The following is a 24623-nucleotide window of genomic DNA, read 5'->3' on the forward strand; positions in this document are numbered from 1 at the left end:
GCGGGCTACTCCGCGGCGCCGCCGGCCTTCTTCTTGCGGAGGAAGAAGACGGTGCCGCCGCCGACGGCGACGAGCGCGATCGCGATGCCCGCGATCATCGGGGTGGCGTCGCTGCTGCCGGTCTCGGCGAGGTCGCCGCCACCGGTGGAGCCACCCGTGGTGCCGCCGGCCGTGGCCGGGCTGGGCTCCGAGGAGGGCTTGTCGGTGTCGTCACCGGGGGTGGGTCCGGCGGTCTTGCAGTCGAGGACCCCGGAGAAGGTCTTCTCGAAGCCGTTCGGCCCCTTGACGGTGAAGTCGTACGCCTGGTCCTCCTTCACCGGGATCGTGACGGTCTCGGACTTGCCCGCCTCGACGGTGTGCTTCGCGCCCGCCAGTTCGAAGGTGAACGGCTCGTCGCCCTGGTTGGCGGCGGTGATGTCCACGCCGCCCTTGGCACAGTTCTTCTCCGCGGACAGGGCCGGGATCGCGCCCTTCTTCGCCCAGTTGGCGGTGGCGGTCGCGGAGACGGTGCTCTCGCTGGAGCCGGCCAGGATCTGGGTCTGGCTCTTGGTCTGGCTGGAGAACGCGCGGCCGACCGGCACCGTGGTGGTGGCCTGGACGGTCAGCGAGGTCGAGCCGTCGGGGGTACCGCTGGGCACGTCGAAGAACAGCTCGCTGCCGTTCGTCGCGCTCGTGACCGGCCGGCCGTCCTTGCCGACGACCTTGACGCCGCTGGCCGCGGCCGCGGGGGACGGGGTCACGGTGACCGTCTCGGCGTCGGTGTTGACCCCGATCGGGCCCAGCCGGTCACCGGACTTGCCGGAGACGGCGGGCGGGTCGAGCGTCAGGGAGGCCCGGGGCTCCTCGAGGTCCTTCGCGTTCTTCTCGAGGTAGTCGGCGAGCTTCTCCGCCTCCGGGTCCACCGCGTCGACCTCGGCGTGGTCGGAGTAACGCCAGATCGCGACCTGGGTGCCCGCGGCAGCGGTCTTCTCGGTCAGGGTGCCGGTGTTGGCAGCCTGAGCCAACTTGCTCAGGTCGTTCACCTGCGGGTAGGAGTTCTGCAGGATCCAGCGGATCTTGCCCGCGTCGGCGTTGTCGTGCAGCGACGAGGCGCTCCACGGCACTTCCTGGTACTGCGCCTGACGCTGCGTCGGGTTGTGAATGTCGATGCAGTACGTCTGGAGCGTGCCACCGCCGTCGACGGTCATCTCGAACAGGCCGGCGCCGACCTGCTGGTCCTCGCCGTCCTCCTGGTGGATGACCGCCTGGTCGGCGGTCTTCAGGCCGCCGAGCGTGGCAGTCGCTCCGCCCTGGTTCGGAACGGCGTCATCGGCAACGGCCGGTCCCGCACCGGCTATCGCACCCGTCGCGACGAGGCCGGAGGCCAGCACCGCGACGGCCAAGCGGGCAGCCCGCCTGCGTACAGAAATCATGGACTTCCCTCCGGGCGAGGCAGTCGTGGTGAGACGCCCCGCATGAAATCTCAAGAGCCCCCGTGAGTACGCACGGATCTTAGGAAGAAAGCTCAACAGGGTCCCCACGATTCACAGCCGACAACCGATCCGAATCGGAATCGTTATCGGTGAGTTGACCTCTGACCTGGAGTGACTGCCAAACGCCCAGTTCAAACTACCTCGTTTGGGCGAGGAAACAGCAACGCACTCATTGAGGTCGGAGCGCACCAGAAGCGACGAACCGGGCGGCGAGGTGCGACGCGGCGGAACCGGAGCCCGGTCACGGCACCGGGGCACCGGGCCCCGCCCCCGCACCGCATCAGGAACAGGCGTCACCCCGAGGGGGAGGTACCTGGATCGACCCCGCTCAGGGAGGCATCCCGTCGGAACTCGGCGCCGTCAGCGCCGGGTTGGCCCGCGCCACGCGCCGGAACGCCGCGGTGCCACGTGCCAGATCATGCCCCACGGCCATCGCGTCGATATCCGCCGAGAAGCGCGGTGGCTCGCCGTCCCGCACCTCTTCCCGCACCCGCAACCGGCCATGGACGACGAGCGGCTCGCCCACGGACACCGACGCCGCGATATTCGTGGCCAAGGACCGGCGGGCCCATACCGTGTAGAAGCTGGTGGGCCCGTCGGTCCAGCCGTCTCCGTGCCGGTCCCGGCGCCGCGCGGTGACCGCCAGCCGGAACCGCGCCACCGGTACGCCCTCCCCCGTCTCCCGGTACTGCACCTGAGTCGCGGTGTTGCCCACCACCGTCACCGTGGTCTCACTCATCTGCGCTGCCTCCCCCGAACTTCCTTTGCGGGAGCCTGACTTCCCGGACTCCCCGGCCGCCCCTGACTTCCCCGGACTCCCCAGACTCCCCAGCTCCTCCGACTCCTCCGACTCCTCCGACTCCTCCGACTGTCCCGAACGTGCGCGGCTGTCCCGGCGCACCCCGAACCGTCCCGCGGCTTCGAGCACATGGCCCGGACGGCCCCCCGGCACGGCCCCCGGGACGGTGCGCGCGCCGTGCTGTGATCTCATGCTGCCTCGGGACGCCGACGGCCGCTGAGCCCTGTGGACAACCCACCGGTTGTGGAGAACTCGGCCACCCTTGTGAGCCACCGCGCCGCGCCCGGCCGCCGCTCACCACCCCGGCGCCCCCTCACCACCCCGGCGACCGGGCCCCGCCGACGTCCCACCCAGCAGGTCCCACGTCGACAGGTCCCGCGTCGACAGGTCCCACGTCGACAGGTCCCACGTCGGCAGGTCCGTGTCGGCAGGCCCCGCGTGGGCAGACCCGCGAAGCCGCCCCGGTCAGGGCCCTACAGGAGCGTGGTGTGGCTGGGGCCGCCGGCCGCGACCAGGTACTGGTCCCGCACCTCCCGGTAGCGCAGCAGCTCCGCGGCGACCGGTTCCAGCACCCGCGCCCGGCCGCAGGCCGCCGCGGCGCTCCGCAGCCGCCACTCCGTTTCCTGCCCGTAGCGCCGCGCCGGGCCGCTCGCCGCCGCCCGGCAGCCCCACGCCAGGACGGGGCAGCCCGCGACACCGAACGCCATCAGCAGCGCCGGCAGCAGCCATGCGTCACCGGGCCCGCGGACCACCGTCCAGGCCAGCCAGAGCGCCCCGATGACCTGCACCACGAACAGCAGGCCCTGCAGGGCGGACGCCACGGACCACCATCCCGGCCCCGTCGGCCGTGCGGTGTCGGCCGCCTGCGGAGCGACGGTCCCGTCCAGCGCCTCGGGCAGTTCCTCCGCACCGCGCGCCGCGACGTCCCGCACGGCCTGGGCCCAGGCGTTCGGCAGGCCCGCCGACGCGTCGTCGACCACCGCCCGTACGGCCTGCTCGACGATCGCCCGGGCGGTGCCGGGCAGGTGCTCCCCCGGCGTTCCCGGCCCCGCCGGGCCACCCGGCTCCGCTGTCGCACCCGTTCGCCCGTCGAGGGGCACCGCGGCGGGCGAAAGTGCGGCGGCTGAGGCCACGGCCGGGACCGTTCCGGTTCCGCGGGGCTCCCGTGCCGCCCGGGCGCTCACCGTCACGCCCGCCATGCCCGGGCCGCCCGTCGCGTCCGTCAGACCCGTGCCGCCCGTCAGACCCGTGCCGCCCGTCATGCCCGTGCCGCCCGTCATGCCCTTGCCGCCCGTCGCTTCCGTCACGCCCGCACCGCCGTCGTCCCGGGACCCCCGAGAGCCCCGGGCCGCCCGGGCGGGCGAGGTGCGCCCCGTCACGGCCGGACGGGCCGACGGGCCCCTGCCCCCGGGCCGCCGGCGCAGTCGGACCCACGGCGCGCCGCAGGCCAGTTCCGCGTACCGGAGCCACTCCCGCTCGGCCGCCTGCCCCGCGGCCACCGCGCCCACGGCGTCCGCCAGCCGGTCCTCGAAGGAGGCGCGGGCGTGTTCGGTCAGCCCGGTCCGGCCCTCCGCCAGGCAGGCGGAACGCAGCCGTTCCGTCGCGCCGTCCATGTCGGCCGCCAGCCGCCGCTCCGCGGCCCGGCCCTCCTGGCAGAACCGGCCCAGCCGGCGCCGGAGTTCGGGCACCCCCTCCCCGGTGAGGGCCGACAGGGAGAGCACCGTGGCACCCGGCTCGCCGTGCTCGCCCAGCGCGAGCCCGTCCTCGTCCAGCAGCCGCCGCAGGTCGTCCAGCACCTGGTCGGTGGCGTCGCCCGGCAGCCGGTCGGTCTGGTTGAGCACGACGTAGGTGACCTCGGCGTAGTCGGCCAGCGGGCGCAGGTAGCGCTCGTGCAGCACGGCGTCCGCGTACTTCTCCGGATCCACCACCCACACCACCGCGTCCACGAGTCCGAGCAGCCGGTCGACCTGCTCCCGCCGCCCCGCGACGGCCGAGTCGTGGTCGGGCAGGTCGAGGAGGACGAGGCCGCGCAGTGCCACGTCGTGCAGCCGGTGCGGCCGGCGGCGGTGCCGGGGCTGGACGCCGATCCGGTCCAGCAGGCCGTCCGCGCCTTCGGACCAGGTGCAGGCGACCGGGGCCGAGGTGGTCGGACGGCGTACTCCGGCCTCCGAGAGCTGGGCTCCCGCGAGGGCGTTGAACAGGCTGGACTTCCCGCTTCCGGATGCCCCTGCCAGGGCGATGACGGTGTGGTCGAGGGAGAGCCGGTGCCGGGCGGCCGCCTCGTCCAGGACCCGTCCGGCGCCGGCGAGCGTCTCGGTGTCCAGGCGGGTGCGGGACAGCCCGACGAGCTCGCGCATGGCCTCCAGCCGGACGCGCAGCCCGCGGCTGTAGCTCCGGCGGCGCGGCGCGGCGGAGCCGGTCCGGGCGGAGGGCTCGGCGCTGTACCCGGGGGTGCCGGGCCGGTCCGCGGCGTGCGTCGATGCGGCCTCGGGCCGGTCGCCCGCGGTACGGCGGTGCGCCGCGGCCCGTCCGGTGTCGGGCGCGCCGCCGGTCCCGGTGGCGCGACGGGCGATCAGACCGTCGTCCCAGACCTGGCGGGTGCCCGTGTCGTGGGGAGCGTCTGCCTCCCGGGGGGTGCCTGCGTCGTGGGGAGCGCCTGCGTCGTGGGGAGCGCCTGCCTCCCGGGGAACGCCTGCCTCCCGGGGAACGCCTGCGTGCCGGGGACTGCCCGCGTCGCGAGGACTGGCCTCGTCCCTGGGAGTGCCCGCGTGGTGTGGACTGCCCTCGTCCCGGGGGCTGACCGCGTCGTAGAGACCCTCCTCCCGGGGCCTGGCCGCGTCGTAGACCGGTGGGGGCGCGGAGCCGTCGGTGTGCGGCGCGGGAGCGCGCCGCACCGCCGCGGATGCCTCGGCTCCCGAGTTCCCGACCTCCGCACCGGTCCGCACAGCGCCGGCCCGCACCGCACCGGACGCCCCCGCCACGGACGAGCCTGCCCCGGACGGTCCCGCCCCGGACCGGCCTGCCCCGGACGCCTCCCCGTGGGTCCGCGCCGCGGCGCCCCCCGGGAGGGCGTCCCCTCGCTGCGGGTCCCGCCGTACCGCGTCCGCCCGAACCACGTCCTCCCGTACCGCGTCCGCCCGCGCCGCACCGCCCGGCCGCCCGGCCGCGTCCGCCCGCGCCGGATCCGGACCGCCCGGCGGCCGTCCCGGGCCTGTCCTGCCCGGACCGTCCGGGCCGCGGGACACCTCCCCCGTCCGCGCGAACTCGTCCAGCCAGTGCTCCGGCCACCCGGAACCGGCGGCTCCATCAGTGAATCCGCCGCCGTCCCCGTCACCGGTTCGGGCAGTGACTCCGTCACCGGGCCGGCCGGCGAGCCGGTCCCCGGGCACGTCCTCGGCATGTCCGGACTCGCCGGGCCGGTGCGTGTCGGCCGATGTCACCGCCGGTCACCTCTCCTTCTGCAGTACGGACAGCGCGGAAATGAGCTCGGCCTGAAGCTCCGGGGTGACGCCGAGGCCGTCCAGCGGAGCGAGGCGCCGGTCGCGTTCGCCTCTCAGCACCCGCTCCAGGCACTCGGTGAGCAGCTGCGCCCCGCGGTCCCGGAGGCGTACGGCCGCCTGGGCACCCAGCGTCTCGGCGAGCGCCTCGCCCGCCGTCCGCCCCTTGGGCCCGCCGAGCAGGACCGCGGCCAGCTGGGCGGCAAGGCGGTCGGCGTCCGCGCCGGACGACCGGTCGCGGCCGATCACCGCGTCGTCGGCCAGCTCCTCGACGCAGCGGCGCCACCGGCGTACGGCGATCCCGACCCGGTCCACGGCGCAGGCCGCCCCCGGCACGCTGCCGGGCACGTACGCGGCCGATGCGGCGCGGTCCAGGCGCCAGTCGGCCTCGGTGCGCTCGTCGGCGTCCGCGACCGCGCAGCACAGCAGCGCGGTCAGGCTGTCGACCAGCGCGTCGAGGAATTCCCCGGCCCCGCTGTCGTGCGGATAGCCGCGCCACCGGGTCAGGGCGTTGCCCGCGAGCACCCCGCCGGAGGCGATCTCCTCGCGCACCCGGTGGGCGGCGGTGGTGTAGGCGTGCTCCACGCAGTTCGCCAGCCGGAGCGTGGCGGCGTGCTGGGCCGCGGCGGCGGCGGCCAGTGCGGGCATCCGGGAGTTGAGCGAGGCGAGGGCCCCGCTCGCCGTCCGGGCGACGGCGTCGGCGCGGGCCGCGGGGTCCTGGGCGTGGTGGACGAGCCAGTCGCGCAGTCCGGCGACCGCGCTGGCGGGCAGCAGACCGCTGCCCGCGCCGGTGGACTCGGGGAGCTCGGGGATGGTGAACCGGGGCACATGCCGGAACCCGGCCTTGTCCAGCAGCGCCCCGTACTGCCGGGAGACGTCGAGCACGACCTGGTGCGGTACCCGGTCGAGGACGGTGACCAGGGTGGCGTTGTACTCCTTGGCCGTGCGCAGCAGATGCCAGGGGACGGCGTCGGCGTAGCGGGTCGCGGTGGTGACCAGGACCCAGATGTCGGCGGCGCAGATCAGCTGGGCGGCGAGGTCGCGGTTGCGGGCGACCAGGGAGTCGATGTCGGGGGCGTCGAGGAGGGCGAGGCCGGGCGTGAGGCTGTCGACGGTCTCGACGCGCAGCGTGGGCGGCTCGTCCTCCGGCGCGTCGTCCTCGTAGTCGAACGGGTCGTACGCGGCACCGGTGAACCGCCGGCCGATCCGGTAGTGCGCGTCGTGCTGCCACGGCATCCAGACCCGGGTGAGGTCCGGCAGCACCCGGTGGCCGGAGAACCAGTGGCGGTCGTCGGGGTGGCAGACGAGGACCGGCGTACGCGTCGTGGGGCGCAGCACGCCAGCGGCGCTGACCTGGCGGCCGGCGAGCGAATTGACCAGCGTGGACTTCCCGGAACCGGTGGAGCCGCCGATCACGGCGAGCAGCGGGGCGTCCGGGGAACGGAGCCGGGGGACGAGATAGTCGTCGAGCTGCGCGAGGAGTTCGGAACGGTTGCGGCGCGCGCGGTCCGCCCCCGGCAGCGCCAGCGGAAACCGCGCGGAGGCGACGCGGTCGCGCAGTGCGGACAGTGCATCGAGCAGTTGGGGCCGTACGTCCAAGGTCGCCACATGCGAAGAATGCCCAATTTTAGAGCTCTTTTGAAGCGTATGGCGGTCTCTGCGCGCCGACCGGCGCAACCCGGCACCCTTGCGACAACTGGGGCTCAGGCATAACGAGTGCACAACAGCCGACGCCCGAGGCGCAAAAATCGGTGCATGATCCGTGCCTGCCTGCGATTATCAGGATCGCTTCACGGAACCTCCACAAGGTGTCACGGAGGTGAAGCCATCGGGGCCGGGCTTGCTGAGCCCTATCCTTGTCCCGGTCGCCGCGGCCACCACCCGGCCCCCGTAGCTCAGTGGATAGAGCAGGTGCCTTCTAAGCACTTGGCCGCAGGTTCGAGTCCTGCCGGGGGCGCAGATCCTTCCTCACCTGCACAAACGCCGGTGAGGCTCTCTTACGTCCGGAAGCACATCGGTCATGGACCAAGCGCTTTGACTGCCCACGGCCTCGGGCTCGGAGCCGACACTGTGGGCCCGGGCCGGCGACGTGGATCGCCAGCAGGTCAGTACGCGCAGTCGCCGTTCCCTCCCGCCAGTCCTTCGCCGCGGCGGGGGACGGCAGTCGCGTCGTGAGATCGCACCGAGCCTCGGTCATCCGGGCCGCCGGGCGGGCCGCCCGGCGGGCAACGGCCGGAGGAGTTCCCTCAGCCGGAGGCCGGAATGCCGACGATACCTGCCGCGCGTGGGCAGCGTTCCGAAGAATGCATTCTCGAGGGATTGATTGTTGGGCGTGAGGCCCATGTGCCATCCTCGGGCACGTGAGTGCCGAGGATCTGCGATACGAACGAGATCTGAAGACGTCGGCGCTGACGGCCGTCGCCCGTCAGCAACAGCTGGTCCGACGGCGGGAGGAGGACGTGCGCCGCGAGCGGAGAAAGCTCGCCGAACTCGTGTGCGCGGCCACCACCGGGACACCCGGCAGCCCCACCCCCTACGGCCGCGTCGAACATGTCGCACGGCTTCTCGGCGTCAAGCGCGACCGCATCGCCAAGATCCGCGCCGCGGTCCGCAGGAGCCGGACGGGGCCACAGAGACCCGAGCGGGCAACCACCGTGCCGTCCTCACTCCACACCGCTGCCTGACCGGCGAGCCGAAGGGAATTTCACCGCTCATGTCCACCGCACCCCTCGAAGGCGGGATGCCGGTCCCGCCCATGCCCGAGCGGACTCCGAAGTCGCTGCGCACCGCCATCGCCGAGCACGCACCGCAGCTCCTCGTGGACTTCGACCGGCACTGGCGCCGTGACATCGCCGACGCCTACGACCTTGCCCCCGTCCCCGCCTTCATGGCCCGCTGGTGGGGCGAGTACGCCCTCGCCCGTAACCCCGAACTTGCAGCCCGGGTCCACCGCATGGAGGACGAGGCCGCGCAGGAGAGCGACTACGCACGCGCCAAGGCGATGATCGAGGAAGCCGGGCGCATCCGCCGGGCAGCTGCGAAGGCGGAGCCCGGCCAGTGACGGACGGCTTCATGGGGCCGCCCTGGCAGGCCGACTGGACCAACGGAGCCGAGGAGAACAGGAACGCCCTTCCCGACCGGGCCGCGCCCTGGTGGATGCCGCCCGCGCAGAACTCGTGACCGCTCCGGACCCGTATTTCCGGGGCATCGACACCGACCGGGACCTGCCTCCTGGGATGAGTGTCGAACCCGTTCAGTCGACCCGGCCCAGCGGCGAACACGTCCTGTACTTCCATCACGGCCGCGGCTGGCTGCGGTACCACTTCACACCGCGCACCACCGATCCGCAGATTGTGATCGACGAATGTTTCTGGCAGTGATGCTGCCGCACCGGGGTCTTCGGGTCGGAGTAGGAGACGGACAGTCGGTCGAAGTTTCAGCATGAGCATGGCCCGTGCCTTCGGGCAGTTCGGTGACGCGAGAGCCTCGTAGCGATGCCGTGAGCCCCGGCCCGCCCCCAGGGGGCCGTGCGGAGGGCGCGGCGGCGTCCGGCTGTGTCACGGGGGTCGAGCGGGCTCCTGCGGTGCCTGCGCGGGGGACGTTCTCCGGCGGTCGGCGATGCCGCCCGAGGCTTCCGCGGACGGCTCCCCGGGGGTGCCCGGCATGCCGGGCGACGGGCCGCCCCCGCGTCAACTCAGGGCGATCACCAGGGTCACGACGGCGCCCACCGCGCCCGCGGCGATCTCCAGGCGGTCCGTCAGCTGGCGGGTGAGCCACAGGCCTCGGCCGCCCTCGCCGCTGAGGAGGCCCGGCGGGTCGGGCGGGATGACCTCCTCGGTGAAGCCCGGCCCGTCGTCCGTCACCCGGCAGCGCAGGGCGCCGTCCTGATGGTGCAGCAGCAGGCGGCCCCGGCCGCCGCCGTGCTCGACGGCGTTGCAGGCGACCTCGTGGACGGCGAGGACGAAGTCGCCCAGGCGCGGCTCGTCCAGGCCCGCGAGGGCCGCGCACTGCGTCACACGGAGCCGGAGGCCGGGCAGGTCCTCGCCTCCGAACAGCAGCTCCAGCAAACGCTCCTGCGGCAACCGCTTCCGCGGCAGATCCGCCACGTTCGCGTCCATGGCTTCGTCACCTCGACCTCCGTCAGGCCGGCCGCCGGGCGGACCCGGCTCCGCCTGCGCGGCCCCGAGTGGCGTCCGGTAGCCGTGCAGCGCAGCACAGGAACCCGATCCGGGCGACGAAGCTACTCCCCGTCATGACCGAACACCACGCGTCACCAGAATTGCGGCCCCCGCGTTGAGAAGTTGATCGAAAGAACCAAAAAGGCGATCACAAGCGTCTGAGTAGTGACCGGACCTGATATCCGGGCCACCGGCACGAGCGTGGCCCGCGCGATCCTGGGGAGGACCCCGACATGAGCATCGTGAGCTGGATCATCCTCGGCCTCGTCGCCGGAGCACTCGCCAAGTTCCTGCTGCCGGGCCGCGACCCCGGCGGGCTGATCGTCACCACCCTCATCGGGGTCGCCGGGGCGTTCGTCGGCGGCTGGCTCTCGGCGGAGTACCTCGACCGGCCGGTCGTCCAGGACTTCTACGACCCGGCGACGTGGGTCGCCGCCGTCGGGGGGTCGCTGGTGCTGCTCATCGCCTACCGGCTGCTGTTCGGGCACTCGCGCGAGCGCCGTTAGGGGAGGCTCCCCGGTCCGGGGCGCGGGCCCGAGGGCACCGGCCGGCCCGGCTCCGGGTCACCGGGACGCCGCCCCGGTCCGGCCCCGGGCGCCTCCCCGGTCCCTGCCCGAGGGCACCGGCCGGCCCCGCCCCGGCGGGCCCGAGAGCCCCGGCCCCGCCCCGGTGGGCCCGAGAGCCCCGGCCCGGCCCACCGGTCGGCCCCGCCCCGGCCTCGGGCCCGGCCGTTCGCGCCGGGCCGTTCGCGCCGGGCCGTTCGCGCCGGGCCCGTGGGCCGTCCCTGGAAAAAGGAGAGGACCGCCCGGGAGGGGTCCCGCAGGGCGCTCAGGACACGATGTCCTTGGTGCGGAAGCCGCGGAACGCCAGGGCGAACAGCACCAGGGCGTAGGCCACCGACACCGCCGCGCCCTTGGTCATGCCGCCCGTCTCCAGATGGGGCTGGAGCGCGTCGATCCAGGCGAACTGCCAGTGCGCGGGCAGGAAGTCGCGCCAGGAGCCGAGGGCCGTGACCGCGTCCAGCACATTGCCGACGATGGTCAGGCCGATCGCGCCGCCCACCGCGCCCAGCGGGGCGTCGGTCACCGTGGAGAGCCAGAAGGCCAGGGCCGCGGTGACCAGTTGACTCACGAAGATGTACGCCACGACGAGGCCGAGCCGCGGCAGCGCGGTGCTCGTGGGCAGCGCGCCACCGGTGGGGAGTTGCAGGTCGCCCCAGCCGTAGGCGGCCGTGCCCGCGGCCAGCGCGACCACCGGAAGCAGCAGCATCGCGGCGGCGCTGAAGGCCAGGCCCACCGTCAGTTTGCTGAGCAGCAGCCGGGTGCGGGGCACCGGGGCGGCCAGCAGATAGCGCAGCGAGGACCAGCCGGCCTCGGAGGCGACGGTGTCGCCGCAGAACAGCGCCACCGGCACCACCAGCAGGAAGCCCGCGGAGACGAAGAGGCAGGTGGCGGCGAAGTTGGCGCCGGAGGTGGTGGCCGTGTCGATGAGCGACACCCGGCCGTTGTCCCGGCCCGGTTCGCCGCCGATGGCGAACGCGGCGATCAGGACGAAGGGCAGCGCGGCCAGGACACCGCCCATCACCAGGGTCCGGCGGCGGCGCAGTTGCCGCATGGCCTCCACGCGCAGCGGCAGGGTGCGGCGGGCCCGGAAGCCCGGCGCCGATGCGGCGTCGGTCAGGGGAGCGGTCACGGGCGCGGTCACGACGTGCCTCCGATCAGGGTGAGGAAGGCGTCCTCCAGGCGGCGGTGCGGGCCCATGCGCTCGACCGGGATCTCCAGCCGGACCAGTTCCGCCAGGAGTTCGGCGGGGGTGGCGCCGTCCAGCCGCACCAGCAGGCCCTCGGGGGTGCCGACCGCCGAGCCGACGCCCGGCAGCGCGGCGACCTTGTCGGCCACGACGTCGGAGGGCGCGCCGCCCTCCACGCCGACCAGCAGGGTGTCGCCGCTGCCGGTGATCTCGGCCACGGGGCCGGCGCTGACCAGCAGGCCGTGGTCCATCACGACCAGATGCGTGCAGCTCTGCTCGACCTCGGCCAGCAGGTGGCTGGAGACGATGACGGTGCGTCCGCCGGCCGCGTAGCGGACCAGCACCTCGCGCATCTCGCGGATCTGTGGCGGGTCGAGGCCGTTGGTCGGCTCGTCCAGGATGAGCAGGTCCGGCAGGCCGAGCATGGCCTGGGCGATGGCGAGCCGCTGGCGCATGCCCTGGGAGTACGTCCGGACGGCGCGGTCCAGGGCGTCGCCGAGGCCGGCGATCTCCAGGGCCTCCGCGACGTGGGCGTCCTCGGCGGGCCGGCCGGTGGCCTGCCAGTACAGATCGAGGTTGGCCCGGCCGGTGAGGTGCGGCAGGAAGCCCGCGCCCTCGACGAACGCGCCCACCCGGGACAGCACCGGGGCGCCGGGCCGGACGGCGTGGCCGAAGATGCGGATCTCGCCGCCGTCGGGGCGGATGAGGCCCATGAGCATGCGGAGGGTGGTGGTCTTGCCGGCGCCGTTGGGGCCGAGCAGCCCCAGCACCTGGCCGCGTTCGACGCGGAAGGAGAGGTCGCGGACGGCGTACCGCTCCGCGGACCTGGCGTACCGCTTGCTGAGCTCCGTGATCTGCAGGGGGACATCCGCCAGCTCCGGATCCGGTGCCGGTGCGGTGGTGCGGCGGCGGCCGGTCAGCAGCAGCGCGGCGGCCACGGCGGCGCCGCCGGCGGGCAGGCCCCAGACCCACCAGGGAAGGGAGGCCGAGGCAGTGTGCACGGCCGGGGTGGTGGGGACGGTCAGCCCGTTCCCGGCCAGCGAGACGGTGTAGGCGGCGGGCTTCACCGGGGAGGCGAAGGAGAGGTCGGTCGCGGCCAGGACCAGCCGCATCCGGTGCCCGGCCTCGAAGTTGTGGTCGACCGCGGGCAGCCGCACCTCGACGGTTCTTCCCTTTTTGGCGTCCTCGACCCGGACGGGCGCGACCAGCTGCGAGGGCAGCAGCTGGCTGCCGCTTCTGCTGACGTCGTAGACCTTGGCGAAGAGCACCGCGTCGTCGGAGTCGGACCGGACCTTGAGCTTGACGGTCGGGGAGCCGGTGACGCGGGTCCCGGAGCGCAGCGGGGCGGAGTCGAACCGGGCGTACTGGCCGGGGAAGTCGATGGAGACGCCGGTGCCGAAGCCGGAGAGCTGGGAGAGGCCGGACAGGCCCGGGACGTTGGAGATGGCGGGCGGGCCGGCCCCGGCGGGGTTGGCGAACTGCTGGTCGCGGCCCATGAGCGGGATCCGGCGCGGGTCGGTGCCGTCCAGCCCCGGATAGCGGGTGCCGGTGGCGCCGCTCAGCCGGGCCTGCCCGTCGGTGGAGTCCACGCCGCCGGTGCGGCTGACGCGGAAGGCGGGGCCGGTGTCGGCGCCCTTGTCGCCCTTGAGGTAGCGGTCGAACCAGCCGGTGACGCGCTTCCGGACCCGTTCGGTCTCCTGGTCGCCGCCGTCGTGCCCGCCCGCGAGCCAGTCGACGGAGACCGGGGCGCCGTTCCCGCGGATCCGCTGGGCCATGGCGTCGGCGTGGCCGAGCGGGAAGAGGGAGTCGGACTGGCCCTGGAGGATCAGGGTGGGCACCTTGATGCGGTCGCCGACGGCCGAGGGGCTGCGTCCGGTGAGCAGCCGGCGCGCGTCGGCGTCGGGCTTCCCGGCGACCGCCACCCGCTCGTACATGTCGCACAGCGGCTTCTCGAAGCGGCCGCAGCCCGGCTCGCGGGCGGGTGCGGGGCCGGTGGGCACCCGGGAGGGGGCGCCTGCGGCAGCGTCACCGCCCGCGGCGGCGTCGCCCCCGGTGTCGCCGCCGGCGGGGGCGGCGCCCATGGCGGAGCCCGTGCCGGCGGCCGCCTCGCCGCCTCCGGCGAGCCCGGCGCCGGCCGGGAAGGAGCCGGTGGTGAAGAAGATCCCGGCCCACAGCTTCTTGAAGACGCCGTTCGGGAAGAGGGCCTCGGAGAGGTTCCAGTAGGTGTTCTGCGGGGCGATGGCGTCGACCCGGCGGTCGTGCCCGGCGGCGAGCAGCGAGATCGCGCCGCCGTACGAGGCGCCGGCGACGCCGACGCGCGGGTCGCCGTCCCCGTCGAGCCGCACCTCGGGGCGCTTCGCCAGCCAGTCGATGAGGTGCCGGACGTCGGCGACCTCGCGCTCCGGGTCGTTGACGCCGATCCGGCCGGTGGACCGGCCGAAGCCGCGGGCCGACCAGGTCATGACGGCGTAGCCGTCGCGGGCCAGCTGTTCGGCCTGCCGCTGGAGGTCGTACTTGCTGCCGCCGAAGCCGTGCCCGAGGAGCACGGCGGGGCGGCGCTCCGAGGCGGGCCCGGAGGTGAAGTAGGAGGTGTCGATCCGCACCTCCTGCTTGCTGCCGGGGGTGACGGGCTGGCTGAGGATGCGGTCCTGGCGGTGCACGGCGGGCTTGCCCTCGCCCGCGACGGCGGACCAGGTGCCACCCCCGGCGAGGACGGCCACGGCGGCGACGCCGGCGACCAGCCGCCCGCGTCGCCGGGGCATCCTGGGCCGGAGCTTGACGAGATCCATGCCCCGGATCCTACGTATGTCCGAGGGCTGCCCCCGCGGCCCCCCGGAGTGAATCCGGACGTCTCCCCCGGTAGTACGAAAGCTGGGTGCATACCGCGACCGCGGTAGGGCCGGACGGCACTCCGCCCGCCCGTTCGCGAGCCGTCGCGGGGCCCGCGAGTGCGGCTTGGAGCCCGGGGCGCCGCGGCGGAGGGGCCTGGGACCGGGGCGGGCCCGGGGGCCGGTGGCACGCCCCGGCGACGTCGCGCCCGGTGTCGTCCTGCCCGGCGCTGTCCTCGGCTCCGTCCGTCCCCGGCGCCGCCCTCCCCGGCGCCGCCCTCCCCGACGTCGACCGTCCCCGGCGTCGTCCTCGGCTCCGTCCGCCCCCGGCGCCGCCCTCCCCTGCGTCCCGGCGTCGTGCGTCCCGGCCCTCGTCCCTCCCCTTCGCGCCTGACCCGCCCTGGCACCCGGCCCGGCCCGGCCGCCGTCAGCGGTGCTCGGGGTTCTCGAAGTCGAAGCGGCAGCCCGCGTCCCACTCCGAGCGCTGGTTGCCGTGGGCCGGGAAGCCTCCGGCGTCCTTGAGGAAGCGGGCGAGGTGGAGGAGGTTCCAGGTCATGAAGGTGGTGTTGCGGTTGGTGAACTCGTTCTCCGGGCCGCCCGACCCGGTGTCCAGGTAGGACGGGCCGGGCCCGGCCTCGCCGATCCAGCCCGCGTCGGCCTGCGGCGGGATGGCGTAGCCGATGTGCTGCAGGCTGTAGAGGAGATTCATCGCACAGTGCTTGATGCCGTCCTCGTTGCCGGTGATCAGGCAGCCGCCGACGCGCCCGTAGTAGGCGTACTGACCGGCCTCGTTGAGCAGCGAGGAGCAGCTGTAGAGGCGTTCCACGACCCGCTTGGTGACGGAGCTGTTGTCGCCGAGCCAGATGGGGCCGGCCAGCACCAGGATGTCCGCGGCGAGCACCCGCTCGTAGAGCTGGGGCCACGCGTCGCTCGCCGCCCCGTGCTCGGTCATGTCCGGCCAGGTGCCGGTGGCGATGTCATGGTCGACCGCCCGGATCTCGTCGACCCGGACGCCCTCCCGCTCCATGATCGAACGGCTGATGTCGATGAGCCCCTGGGTGTTGCTCACCTGCGGTGACGGCTTCAGGGTGCCGTTGATGAACAGGGCGTGCAGGTCGTCGTAGATCCGGGGCCTCTTGGTCGGTCCGGGGTCGACGGGTCCGGTCACGGTCTCCTCCTCCTTCTCGACGGCCCCCGGCGAGAAGCCCACCACGGAACGCCCGCGCCCGGAACGCGACACGGCCCGGCGTTGCGCCGGGCCGTGCTGCCGCTGTGCCGTTCGGGTGGCCGCGCCGCGTCCGGTGGTCCGGGGTGCGGCGCGGCCGGGCCCGCGCGGCGGTGGTGCGGGAGGGTCAGTGGTTCTTCGGGAAACCGAGGTCCACGCCGCCGTCGGAGGGGTCCGGCCAGCGGGTGGTGACGACCTTGCCGCGGGTGTAGAAGTGCACGCCGTCGTTGCCGTAGATGTGGTGGTCGCCGAAGATCGAGTCCTTCCAGCCGCCGAAGGAGTGGTAGCCGACGGGGACCGGGATCGGCACGTTCACGCCGACCATGCCCGCCTGCACCTCCAGCTGGAAGCGGCGGGCCGCGCCGCCGTCGCGGGTGAAGACGGCGGTGCCGTTGCCGAACGGCGAGGCGTTGATGAGGGCGATGCCCTCCTCGTAGGTCTCGGCGCGCAGCACGCAGAGCACCGGGCCGAAGATCTCGTCCCGGTAGGCGTCCGAGTCGGTGGAGACCTTGTCGAGCAGCGAGAGGCCGATCCAGTGGCCGTCCTCGAAGCCCTCGACGGTGAAGCCGGTGCCGTCGAGCACCACCTCGGCGCCCTGGGCGGCGGCGCCGGTGACGTACGAGGCGACCTTGTCGCGGTGGGCCTTGGTGATCAGCGGGCCCATCTCGGAGGCCGGGTCGTTCCCGGGGCCGATCTTGATCTTCTCGGCGCGGTCCCGGATCTTTGCCACCAGCTCGTCGCCGGTGGCGCCGACCGCGACGACCGCGGAGATCGCCATGCAGCGCTCGCCCGCCGAGCCGTACGCGGCGGAGACGGCGGCGTCGGCGGCGGCGTCCAGGTCGGCGTCGGGGAGGACCAGCATGTGGTTCTTCGCGCCGCCCAGCGCCTGCACCCGCTTGCCGTTGGCGGTGGCGGTGGTGTGGATGTGGCGGGCGATGGGGGTGGAGCCGACGAAGGAGACGGCGGCCACGTCCGGGTGCTCCAGCAGCCGGTCGACGGCGACCTTGTCACCGTTGACGACGTTGAGGACGCCGTCCGGCAGCCCGGCTTCGGCGGCCAGTTCGGCGAGCCGCAGCGCGGCCGAGGGGTCCTTCTCGCTCGGCTTGAGGACGAAGGTGTTGCCGCAGGCGATGGCCAGCGGGAACATCCACATCGGCACCATGGCCGGGAAGTTGAACGGGGTGATGCCCGCGACGACCCCCAGCGGCTGCCGGATCGAGGAGACGTCCACCCGGCTGGAGACCTGGGTGGACAGCTCGCCCTTGAGCTGGGTGGTGATCCCGCAGGCCAGCTCGACGATCTCCAGGCCGCGGGCGACCTCGCCGAGCGCGTCGGAGTGGACCTTGCCGTGCTCGGCGGTGATCAGCTCGGCGATCTCGTCGCGGTGCGCGTCCAGCAGCTCGCGGTACTTGAACAGGACGGCGGTGCGCGCGGCGAGCGAGGAGGTGCCCCAGGTGCCGTACGCGGCGGTGGCCGCGGCGACGGCGGCGTCGACCTCGTCGACGGAGGCGAGGGCGACCCGGGTGGTCTGCGCGCCCGTCGCGGGGTCGGTGACCGGACCGTAGTTCCCGGACGCACCCTCGACGCTCTTACCGCCGATCCAGTGGTCGATGGTCTTCATGAGATCGGGACCTTTCCCTCGGGGTTCACAGATGACGGCGCCGGTCGGCCGTGTGGCGCTCGTACTCCTCCCGGGCTTTGACGGCTGCCGGGCGGGTGGCGGTCTGGGCTACCGGCACATCCCACCACGCCTGTGCTCCCGGCGCGCCGGACACTGTGTCGGCTGTTTCGGTCTCCACATAGACACATGTGGGGAGGTCCGACGCACGGGCCTCGGCCAGGGCTTCACGCAGCTCACGGACGGTGCGGGCGCTGATCACGGCCATGCCGAGGCTGGCGGCGTTGGCGGCCAGGTCGACCGGCAGCGGGTCGCCGGTGTAGCTGCCGTCCGCGGCCCGGAAGCGGTAGGCGGTGCCGAAGCGCTCGCCGCCGGTCTGCTCGGAGAGCCCGCCGATGGAGGCGTAGCCGTGGTTCTGGATCAGCACCACGTTGATGTTGATCCCCTCCTGCACGGCGGTGACGATCTCGGTGGGCATCATCAGGTACGTACCGTCGCCGACCAGGGCCCACACCGGCCGGTCGGGGGCGGCCAGCCGGACGCCGATGGCGCCGGGGATCTCGTAGCCCATGCAGGAGTAGCCGTACTCCAGGTGGTACTGGCGCGGGGAGCGGGCCCGCCACAGCTTGTGGAGATCGCCGGGGAGCGAGCCGGCCGCGTTGACGATCACGTCCTCGTCGCCGACGACGCCGTCCAGGGCGCCCAGGACCTGGGTCTGGCTGGGGCGGGCCCCGTCGTCCTCCGCGGCGAAGGCCCGCTCGACGCTCTGCTCCCAGCGGTCCCGTCCGGTGCGGTACTCCGCCTCGTACGCCGCGTCGACCCGGTGGCCGGCGAGGGCCCCGGTGAGCGCCTCCAGGCCCGCCCGGGCGTCGCCGACCAGGGTGGCGGCGGCCATCTTGTGGGCGTCGAAGGGCGCGATGTTGAGGTTGACGAAGCGGACATCGGGCGCGGCGAAGAGGGTGTTGGAGGCGGTGGTGAAGTCGCTGTAGCGGGTGCCGATCCCGATGACCAGATCGGCGGTGCGGGCCAGGTCGTCGGCGACGGCCGTGCCGGTGTGGCCGATGCCGCCGAGGTCGGCGGGGTGGTCGTGGCGCAGCGAGCCCTTGCCCGCCTGGGTGGAGGCGACGGGGATGCCGGTGGCGTCGGCCAGCGCCCGCAGGGCGTCCTCGGCCTCGCTGTGGTGGATGCCGCCGCCCGCGACGATCAGGGGGCGGGCGGCGTTCCGGACGGCGCGGGCGGCCTCGGCGACGGCGTCGGCGTCCGGCGCGGGGCGGCGGACGTGCCAGACCCGCTCGGCGAAGAACTCCTCGGGCCAGTCGTACGCCTCGGCCTGGACGTCCTGCGGCAGGGCCAGGGTGACGGCCCCGGTGTCGACCGGGTCGGCCAGCACCCGCACGGCCTGGAGGGCGGCCGGGATCAGCGCCTCGGGCCGGGTGACCCGGTCGAAGTACTTCGAGACCGGCCGCAGGCAGTCGTTGACCGACACATCGCCCGCGGAGGGGACTTCGAGCTGCTGGAGGACGGGGTCGGCGGGGCGGGTGGCGAAGGTGTCGCCGGGGAGCAGCAGCACCGGGAGCCGGTTGACGGTGGCCAGCGCGGCGCCGGTGACGAGGTTGGTGGCGCCGGGGCCGATGGAGGTGGTGACGGCCTGCGCGGACAGTCGGCCGGACTGCCGGGCGTAGCCGACGGCGGCATGGACCATGGCCTGTTCGTTGCGGCCCTGGAGGTACGGCATCCGCTCCGGTCCGGACTCCAGCAGCGCCTGGCCCAGGCCCGCGACGTTGCCGTGGCCGAAGATGCCCCAGCAGGCGCCGATCAGCCGGTGCCGCCGCCCGTCCCGCTCGGTGTACTGGCGGCCGAGGAACTCCACCAGGGCCTGGGCGACGGTGAGTCGGCGGGTGGGCGAGGGGGTCATCGGGTCTCCTCCGGCGCTGACGGGCTTCCCTGGGGCACTGCGCGGGCCTCCTCCGGCACCGCGCGGGCGGGCGGTCGGCTCATCGGGTCTCCTCCGGCGCTTCGTAGAGCGGCAGCCGCGGGTCGACGGGCTGCTCGGGCCAGGTTCCGCGGATCCAGGTGTGGTCGGGGTGGTCGCAGATCAGCCACGCCCGTTCCGCTCCGGGGCCCGCCATGACGTTCAGGTAGTACATGGCGTGGCCGGGCGCGGCCATGGACGGGCCGTGCCAGCCGTCCGGGATGACGACCGCGTCACCGGTGCGCACCTCGGCGAGGACGTCGGTGTCCTTCCCGGGCCCCGAGGGCGTCACGCGCTGGTAGCCGAGCCCTTCGGTGCCGTGGGCGGGGGCGATCTCGAAGTAGTAGATCTCCTCGAGTTCGGACTCCACGCCCGGGCGGCACTCGTCGTGCTTGTGCGGCGGGTAGGAGGACCAGTTGCCGCCGGGGGTGAGGACCTCGACCGCGATGAGCCGGTCGGCCTCGAAGACCCCGGCCGCGGCGAAGTTGTTGACCTGGCGGGAGCAGGTTCCGGCGCCGCGCAGTTCGACGGGGACGCCGGAGGCGGGGCCGTAGCGGGCGGGCAGCCGGCGGTCGCAGCGGGCGCCGGTGAGGGCGAAGCGGCCGCCCGCGGCGGAGACGATCTCCGCCTCGGCGTCGCGCGGCAGGTAGGCGAAGTCGGTGACGCCGCTGAAGACGTCGGCCCGGCCGTGGAGTTCGAAGGTCTCGCCGTCGGCGCGGACCGTGCAGCCGCCGCCGAGCGGCAGCACGATCCACTCGCTGTCTCCGGTGGCGAAGGAGTGACCGCCGCCGGGCGGCAGTTGAAGGATCCGCAGGGCGGAGTGGTCCCAGCCGGCCCGCTCCGGGTCGATGTGCAGGGCGTACGGTCCGTCGGCCGTGCTGCCGGCCCGGAGGTGGTGGCGGTCGCCGGTGCGGGGATCGGGGAAGGTCATGAGGGGGTCTCCTGCGGGAGGGGCCGGTTCAGAGCAGTCCGACGGCGGTGTCGACGGCGGCGGTGACGTCGCCGTCGGCCGGGTAGAGCAGCGAGCGGCCGACGACCAGACCCTGCACGGTCGGCAGCCGCAGCGCCTTGCGCCACGTCTCGAACCGTCCGGCCTGTTCCTCCGCGGTGTCGCCCGCCTCGCCGCCGAGCAGCACCACCGGGAGGGTGGAGGCCTCCAGCGCGGCGGCCATGTCGTCCGGATTCTCGGTGACCGGCACCTTCAGCCAGGTGTACGCGGAGGTGCCGGCGAGTCCGGAGGCTATGGCGATGGACTTGGTCACCGCCTCAGCGCTCAGGTCGTTCCGCACGCGGCCGGCGACCCGGCGGGAGAGGAAGGGTTCGACGAAGACGGGCAGCCGGTGCGCGGCCATGTCGTCGATGGCGCGGGCGGTGGAGAGCAGGGTGGTGAGCGAGCCGGGGTCGTCGTAGTCGATGCGCAGCAGCAGCTTGCCCGCGTCGAAGCCGGAGCGGGCCAGGTCCTCGGCGCGGTGGCCGGTGAAGCGGTCGTCCATCTCGAAGGCGGCGCCGGCGAGTCCGCCGCGGTTCATCGAGCCGATGACGACCTTGTGGTCCAGGGCGCCGAGCAGCAGCAGGTCGTCGAGGATGTCGGCGGTGGCCAGGACACCGTCGACGCCGGGCCGGGACAGCGCCCGGCAGAGCCGTTCGAGGAGGTCGGCGCGGTTGGCCATGGCCAGTTCGCGGTCGCCCACGGCGAGGGCGCCGCGCGCCGGGTGGTCGGCCGCGATGATCATCAGTCGGCCGCTGTCGCCGATCAGGGGCCGGCGGGGCCTTCGGGCGGCGGCCTCCGCGATGGCCTCGGGGTGGCGGGTCCGCACCTTGACGATGTCGGAGATACGGAGGGTCACAGGAGCGCTCTCTCTCGGATGGGGTGGGCCGCGGCGGTCAGCCGCGGCCGAGGAGTTCCACGACCTCGGCCTCGGTGGGCATGGCGGAGGAGCAGGCGAGGCGGGAGGCGACGATGGCACCGGCGGCGTTGGCGTGCCGCATGGTGCGTTCCAGGTCCCAGCCGGCCAGCAGTCCGTGGCACAGCGCGCCGCCGAACGCGTCGCCCGCGCCGAGCCCGTTGACCACCTCGACGGGGACGGGCGGCACCTCGGCGCGGCTGCCGTCGCGGTGCAGGGCGAGGACGCCCTTGGGGCCCTGTTTGACGACGGCGAGCTCCACGCCCGCGTCGAGCAGCGCCTCGGCGCACGCCTCGGGCTCCCGGACGCCGGTGGCGACCTGGCACTCGTCGAGGTTGCCGACGGCGACGGTGGCGTGGGCGAGGGCCTCGGCGTAGACCGGGCGGGCGGCGGCCATGGGGTCCTCGTCCGGCCAGAACATGGGCCGCCAGTCGAGGTCGAAGACGGTGGTGCCGGATTTCGCGCGGGTGGCGAGCGCGGCGAGGGTCGCCCCGCGGCTGGGCTCCTCGCACAGCCCGGTGCCGGTCATCCAGAAGATCCGGGCGTCCCGGATCGCGGTCAGGTCCAGCTCACCGGCGGCGATCTCCAGATCGGGGGCCTTGGGCCGGCGGTAGAAGTAGAGGGGGAAGTCGTCGGGCGGGAAGATCTCGCAGAAGGTGACCGGGGTGGGGTAGGCGTCCACCGGCGTCACCCAGCGGTCGTCCACGCCGAACTCCCGCAGCGCCCGGTGGATGTAGTCGCCGAACGGGTCGGCGCCGGTGCGGCTGACGACGGCGGCGCGCCGGCCCAGCCGGGCGGCGGCGACGGCGACATTGGTGGGTGAGCCGCCGAGGAACTTGCCGAACGTGTCGACCTCCGCGAGCGACATCCCGGTCTGCAGCGGATAGATGTCCACCCCGATCCTGCCCATGGTGATCAGGTCATGGGGGTGGTCGGCATGGGGGGAGGGGGGTGGTGCGGAGGGCTCCCTCCCGGGAGAGTGCGGCATGTGCGCCCCTTCGTTGTCGCTCGGCCGGGCCGGTTCCCGGTGACAGGTCTAACCGTGCCCCTCGCACGCTGTCAATAGTTTGTCCTGACATTCGGACGTGGTGGAGCGCAGGCCGGGTGACACGCCCGCGGAGCAGGGGCGTTGCCCCGTATTGACGTTAAGTCCTTATGTCAGGACGAAGTCTTGACACTCGCCGGAGCGAGGTGGAGGCTACGCGGCATGACAGCCACCCAGCCCCTGGCCAGCACCCCTGCCCTCGACCGGATCCGGGTCGGCTCCGCCCCCGACTCCTGGGGGGTGTGGTTCCCGGACGACCCCCAGCAGGTGCCCTGGCAGCGCTTCCTCGACGAGGTCGCGCAGGCGGGCTACTCCTGGATCGAGCTGGGACCGTACGGCTACCTCCCCACCGACCCCGCACGCCTCACCGAGGAGATCACCCGGCGCGCGCTGAAGGTCTCGGCCGGCACCGTCTTCACCGCCCTGCACCGCGGCCCCGCCGTCTGGGACGCCACCTGGGACCACGTCGCGCAGGTCGCCCGGCTGACACAGGCCATGGGCGCCCGCCATCTCGTCGTCATCCCGGCCTTCTGGCGCGACGACAAGACCGCCGAGGTGCTGGAGAGCCCGGTCCTGACGCCGGAACAGTGGCGCGATCTGGCCGGTGGCATGGAGCGGCTGGGGCGGCGGGTGCGGGAGGAGTTCGGGCTGGAGATCGTGGTCCACCCGCACGCCGACACCCATATCGACGGCGAGGAGAACGTCGCCCGCTTCCTCGACGCGACCGACCCCGACGCGGTCGGGCTCTGCCTGGACACCGGGCACTACGCCTACTGCGGCGGCGACAGCGTCAAGCTCATCGAGACCTACGGCGAGCGGATCGGCTATCTCCACCTCAAGCAGGTGGACCCGGAGATCCTGGCCGAGGTGGTCCGGGACGGGGTGCCGTTCGGGCCGGCCGTCCAGCGGGGCGTGATGTGCGAGCCGCCGGGCGGGGTACCCGAGCTGGAGCCGGTGCTGACGGCCGCGCAGGGCCTGGGCATCGACCTCTTCGCCATCGTCGAGCAGGACATGTACCCGTGCCCGCCGGACCGGCCGTTCCCCATCGCCGAACGGACCCGCCGCTTCCTCCGCAGCTGCGGCGCCTGAGGCCGTCCCGGCGGGATGCGCCCCCGACCGGGACCGGACACCGCGGCGCGCACCGGGTAGGCATGGGAGGTGCGGGCGCCCCGCGCCGGAACCGGCTCCGTCACCGGGGCGGCCCCGCGACCGGGTGAACCGGCCGTCCCGGGGCCCGTCCGCTTCAGCCGGACGCCGGCCCGGCCGATCATGCAGACACGACTGACGAGGGACACCATGACGAAGCACGGAACACTCGGCGTAGCGGTCATCGGCACCGGCCGGATGGGCGCGGACCACGTCCGCCGGATCACCGAGGTGACCAGCGGCGCCCGGGTCGCGGCCGTCGTCGACATCGACGCCGAGCGGGCCAAGCAGCTCGCCGGCCGGATCGACGGCTGCACCGCCTACAGCGACACCGCCGCCGCGATGGCCGACCCCGACGTCGACGCGGTGCTGATCGCCTCGCCCGGCCCGGCCCACGAGGCGGCGCTGCTCCAGGCGTTCGCCCACGATCTGCCGGTGCTCTGCGAGAAGCCGCTCACCCCGGACGCCGCCTCGGCGCTGCGGGTGCTGGAGGCCGAACAGCGGCTGGGCCACCGGCGGGTCTCGGTCGGCTTCATGCGCCGCTACGACGCGGAGTATCTGAAGCTCAAGGAGCTGCTGGACAGCGGGCGGTTCGGCCGGACGCTGATGCTGCACTGCAAGCACCGGAACGTCGCCACCCCGCCCGGTTTCACCAACCAGATGATGATCAACGACTCGGTGGTGCACGAGATCGACACCACCCGCTGGCTGCTGGACCAGGAGATCACGGCCGTGACGGTGCTCCGGCCCACGCCGTCCGCCGCCGCCCCGGACGCGCTCAGCGACCCGCAGCTGGTCCTCTTCGAGACCTCCGGCGGCGCGGTCGTGGATGTGGAGATCTTCGTCAACTGCGGCTTCGGCTACCAGGTGCAGTGCGAGGCGGTGGGCGAGTCCGGCAGCGCGCGGATCGGCGACGGCCACGCCATGGTCACCAACTCCGCCGGGCGCTGGGGCGGCGAGATCGACCAGGACTTCGTCACCCGCTTCGAGGAGGCGTACGACCGGGAGGTGCAGCGCTGGGTGGACGCGACCCGCCGCGGCGAGGTCGAGGGCCCGAGCGCCTGGGACGGCTACGCGGCGGCCGCGGTCTGCGAGGCGGGCGTTCGGGCGCAGGCCACCGGCGAGCGGACGGCGACCGGCCTGGCCGAACGGCCGGCGCTCTACCGCTGACGGGCGGGCGGCCCATGCCG

General features: G+C 73.9%; 20 protein-coding genes and 1 tRNA gene. 8 read left to right on the top strand and 13 right to left on the bottom strand.

Going from position 1 to position 24623, the window contains the following annotated elements:
• Nucleotides 1–5 precede the first annotated feature (5 nt).
• The 4 genes from AC3EQ1_RS18375 to AC3EQ1_RS18390 all read right to left on the bottom strand — a co-directional run bounded on the left by AC3EQ1_RS18375 (nucleotide 6) and on the right by AC3EQ1_RS18390 (nucleotide 7376).
• Entirely contained in the window at nucleotides 6–1412 is a 1407-nt protein-coding gene (locus tag AC3EQ1_RS18375) for a Cys-Gln thioester bond-forming surface protein (protein WP_432095399.1), read from the bottom strand.
• Between the two features lie 388 nt (nucleotides 1413–1800).
• Nucleotides 1801–2211 (bottom strand): single-stranded DNA-binding protein, encoded by a 411-nt coding sequence (locus AC3EQ1_RS18380; RefSeq protein ID WP_432095400.1) that lies wholly within the window; start codon nucleotides 2209–2211, stop codon nucleotides 1801–1803.
• A 533-nt stretch (nucleotides 2212–2744) separates the two neighbouring features.
• On the bottom strand, nucleotides 2745–5252 hold the full coding sequence (locus tag AC3EQ1_RS18385; RefSeq protein WP_432095401.1) for a GTPase: 2508 nt from the start codon (nucleotides 5250–5252) through the stop codon (nucleotides 2745–2747).
• Between the two features lie 465 nt (nucleotides 5253–5717).
• Complete coding sequence (locus tag AC3EQ1_RS18390; RefSeq protein WP_432095402.1) at nucleotides 5718–7376, bottom strand: dynamin family protein; 1659 nt, start codon at nucleotides 7374–7376, stop codon at nucleotides 5718–5720.
• Between the two features lie 276 nt (nucleotides 7377–7652).
• On the opposite strand from AC3EQ1_RS18390, the gene AC3EQ1_RS18395 reads away from it, so the two are divergent.
• The 5 genes from AC3EQ1_RS18395 to AC3EQ1_RS18415 all read left to right on the top strand — a co-directional run bounded on the left by AC3EQ1_RS18395 (nucleotide 7653) and on the right by AC3EQ1_RS18415 (nucleotide 9148).
• A tRNA-Arg gene (locus tag AC3EQ1_RS18395) sits at nucleotides 7653–7725 on the top strand.
• 403 nt (nucleotides 7726–8128) lie between these two features.
• Complete coding sequence (locus AC3EQ1_RS18400; protein WP_432095403.1) at nucleotides 8129–8452, top strand: hypothetical protein; 324 nt, start codon at nucleotides 8129–8131, stop codon at nucleotides 8450–8452.
• Between the two features lie 29 nt (nucleotides 8453–8481).
• A complete protein-coding gene (locus tag AC3EQ1_RS18405; protein WP_432095404.1) occupies nucleotides 8482–8829 on the top strand; it encodes a DUF6247 family protein in 348 nt (115 codons plus the stop codon).
• Nucleotides 8826–8948, top strand: coding sequence for a hypothetical protein (locus AC3EQ1_RS18410; RefSeq protein WP_432095405.1), 123 nt, complete (start codon nucleotides 8826–8828; stop codon nucleotides 8946–8948). The genes AC3EQ1_RS18405 and AC3EQ1_RS18410 overlap by 4 nt, the downstream gene beginning before the upstream one ends.
• A gap of 56 nt (nucleotides 8949–9004) precedes the next feature.
• Nucleotides 9005–9148 carry a hypothetical protein gene (locus AC3EQ1_RS18415; RefSeq protein ID WP_432095406.1) on the top strand — a complete coding sequence of 48 codons (144 nt, stop codon included), beginning with the start codon at nucleotides 9005–9007 and terminating at the stop codon, nucleotides 9146–9148.
• A 309-nt stretch (nucleotides 9149–9457) separates the two neighbouring features.
• Here AC3EQ1_RS18415 and AC3EQ1_RS18420 read toward each other — a convergent pair whose 3' ends face one another.
• A complete protein-coding gene (locus AC3EQ1_RS18420) occupies nucleotides 9458–9886 on the bottom strand; it encodes an ATP-binding protein (RefSeq protein WP_432095407.1) in 429 nt (142 codons plus the stop codon).
• A 293-nt stretch (nucleotides 9887–10179) separates the two neighbouring features.
• Between AC3EQ1_RS18420 and AC3EQ1_RS18425 the strand changes: the two genes are divergently transcribed.
• Entirely contained in the window at nucleotides 10180–10452 is a 273-nt protein-coding gene (locus AC3EQ1_RS18425) for a GlsB/YeaQ/YmgE family stress response membrane protein (RefSeq protein WP_432095408.1), read from the top strand.
• A 322-nt stretch (nucleotides 10453–10774) separates the two neighbouring features.
• Here AC3EQ1_RS18425 and AC3EQ1_RS18430 read toward each other — a convergent pair whose 3' ends face one another.
• The 8 genes from AC3EQ1_RS18430 to iolC all read right to left on the bottom strand — a co-directional run bounded on the left by AC3EQ1_RS18430 (nucleotide 10775) and on the right by iolC (nucleotide 22152).
• The gene (locus tag AC3EQ1_RS18430; protein ID WP_432095409.1) at nucleotides 10775–11650 is read right to left on the bottom strand and encodes an ABC transporter permease; all 876 of its coding nucleotides are present in this window, start codon (nucleotides 11648–11650) and stop codon (nucleotides 10775–10777) included.
• On the bottom strand, nucleotides 11647–14484 hold the full coding sequence (locus tag AC3EQ1_RS18435; RefSeq protein ID WP_432095410.1) for an alpha/beta fold hydrolase: 2838 nt from the start codon (nucleotides 14482–14484) through the stop codon (nucleotides 11647–11649). The genes AC3EQ1_RS18430 and AC3EQ1_RS18435 overlap by 4 nt, the downstream gene beginning before the upstream one ends.
• A 466-nt stretch (nucleotides 14485–14950) precedes the next feature.
• Complete coding sequence (locus AC3EQ1_RS18440; RefSeq protein WP_432095411.1) at nucleotides 14951–15691, bottom strand: flavodoxin family protein; 741 nt, start codon at nucleotides 15689–15691, stop codon at nucleotides 14951–14953.
• A 184-nt stretch (nucleotides 15692–15875) separates the two neighbouring features.
• Entirely contained in the window at nucleotides 15876–17369 is a 1494-nt protein-coding gene (mmsA, locus tag AC3EQ1_RS18445; protein WP_432095412.1) for a CoA-acylating methylmalonate-semialdehyde dehydrogenase, read from the bottom strand.
• Between the two features lie 25 nt (nucleotides 17370–17394).
• Nucleotides 17395–19281 (bottom strand): 3D-(3,5/4)-trihydroxycyclohexane-1,2-dione acylhydrolase (decyclizing), encoded by a 1887-nt coding sequence (gene iolD / locus AC3EQ1_RS18450; protein WP_432095413.1) that lies wholly within the window; start codon nucleotides 19279–19281, stop codon nucleotides 17395–17397.
• 79 nt (nucleotides 19282–19360) lie between these two features.
• A complete protein-coding gene (gene iolB, locus AC3EQ1_RS18455) occupies nucleotides 19361–20269 on the bottom strand; it encodes a 5-deoxy-glucuronate isomerase (protein WP_432095414.1) in 909 nt (302 codons plus the stop codon).
• A gap of 28 nt (nucleotides 20270–20297) precedes the next feature.
• Nucleotides 20298–21185: a Cgl0159 family (beta/alpha)8-fold protein gene (locus AC3EQ1_RS18460; protein ID WP_432095415.1), complete on the bottom strand. Its 888-nt coding sequence runs from the start codon at nucleotides 21183–21185 to the stop codon at nucleotides 20298–20300.
• Nucleotides 21186–21222: 37 nt separating this feature from the next.
• Nucleotides 21223–22152: a 5-dehydro-2-deoxygluconokinase gene (gene iolC / locus AC3EQ1_RS18465; RefSeq protein ID WP_432095468.1), complete on the bottom strand. Its 930-nt coding sequence runs from the start codon at nucleotides 22150–22152 to the stop codon at nucleotides 21223–21225.
• Nucleotides 22153–22449: 297 nt separating this feature from the next.
• Between iolC and AC3EQ1_RS18470 the strand changes: the two genes are divergently transcribed.
• Nucleotides 22450–23376: a sugar phosphate isomerase/epimerase family protein gene (locus tag AC3EQ1_RS18470; protein WP_432095416.1), complete on the top strand. Its 927-nt coding sequence runs from the start codon at nucleotides 22450–22452 to the stop codon at nucleotides 23374–23376.
• Nucleotides 23377–23583: 207 nt separating this feature from the next.
• Nucleotides 23584–24603, top strand: coding sequence for a Gfo/Idh/MocA family protein (locus tag AC3EQ1_RS18475; RefSeq protein WP_432095417.1), 1020 nt, complete (start codon nucleotides 23584–23586; stop codon nucleotides 24601–24603).
• Nucleotides 24604–24623 lie beyond the last annotated feature (20 nt).

The organism is Streptomyces sp. bgisy100 (genome assembly GCF_057709105.1).

Excerpts from the sequence above, each read along its gene's own strand:
- AC3EQ1_RS18375 (WP_432095399.1), bottom strand. The coding sequence starts at position 1,412 with ATGATTTCTGTACGCAGGCGGGCTGCCCGCTTGGCCGTCGCGGTGCTG.
- AC3EQ1_RS18380 (WP_432095400.1), bottom strand. The coding sequence starts at position 2,211 with ATGAGTGAGACCACGGTGACGGTGGTGGGCAACACCGCGACTCAGGTG.
- AC3EQ1_RS18405 (WP_432095404.1), top strand. The coding sequence starts at position 8,482 with ATGTCCACCGCACCCCTCGAAGGCGGGATGCCGGTCCCGCCCATGCCC.
- AC3EQ1_RS18415 (WP_432095406.1), top strand. The coding sequence starts at position 9,005 with ATGAGTGTCGAACCCGTTCAGTCGACCCGGCCCAGCGGCGAACACGTC.
- AC3EQ1_RS18420 (WP_432095407.1), bottom strand. The coding sequence starts at position 9,886 with ATGGACGCGAACGTGGCGGATCTGCCGCGGAAGCGGTTGCCGCAGGAG.
- AC3EQ1_RS18425 (WP_432095408.1), top strand. The coding sequence starts at position 10,180 with ATGAGCATCGTGAGCTGGATCATCCTCGGCCTCGTCGCCGGAGCACTC.
- AC3EQ1_RS18435 (WP_432095410.1), bottom strand. The coding sequence starts at position 14,484 with ATGGATCTCGTCAAGCTCCGGCCCAGGATGCCCCGGCGACGCGGGCGG.
- mmsA (WP_432095412.1), bottom strand. The coding sequence starts at position 17,369 with ATGAAGACCATCGACCACTGGATCGGCGGTAAGAGCGTCGAGGGTGCG.
- iolD (WP_432095413.1), bottom strand. The coding sequence starts at position 19,281 with ATGACCCCCTCGCCCACCCGCCGACTCACCGTCGCCCAGGCCCTGGTG.
- iolB (WP_432095414.1), bottom strand. The coding sequence starts at position 20,269 with ATGACCTTCCCCGATCCCCGCACCGGCGACCGCCACCACCTCCGGGCC.
- iolC (WP_432095468.1), bottom strand. The coding sequence starts at position 22,152 with ATGGGCAGGATCGGGGTGGACATCTATCCGCTGCAGACCGGGATGTCG.
- AC3EQ1_RS18470 (WP_432095416.1), top strand. The coding sequence starts at position 22,450 with ATGACAGCCACCCAGCCCCTGGCCAGCACCCCTGCCCTCGACCGGATC.
- AC3EQ1_RS18475 (WP_432095417.1), top strand. The coding sequence starts at position 23,584 with ATGACGAAGCACGGAACACTCGGCGTAGCGGTCATCGGCACCGGCCGG.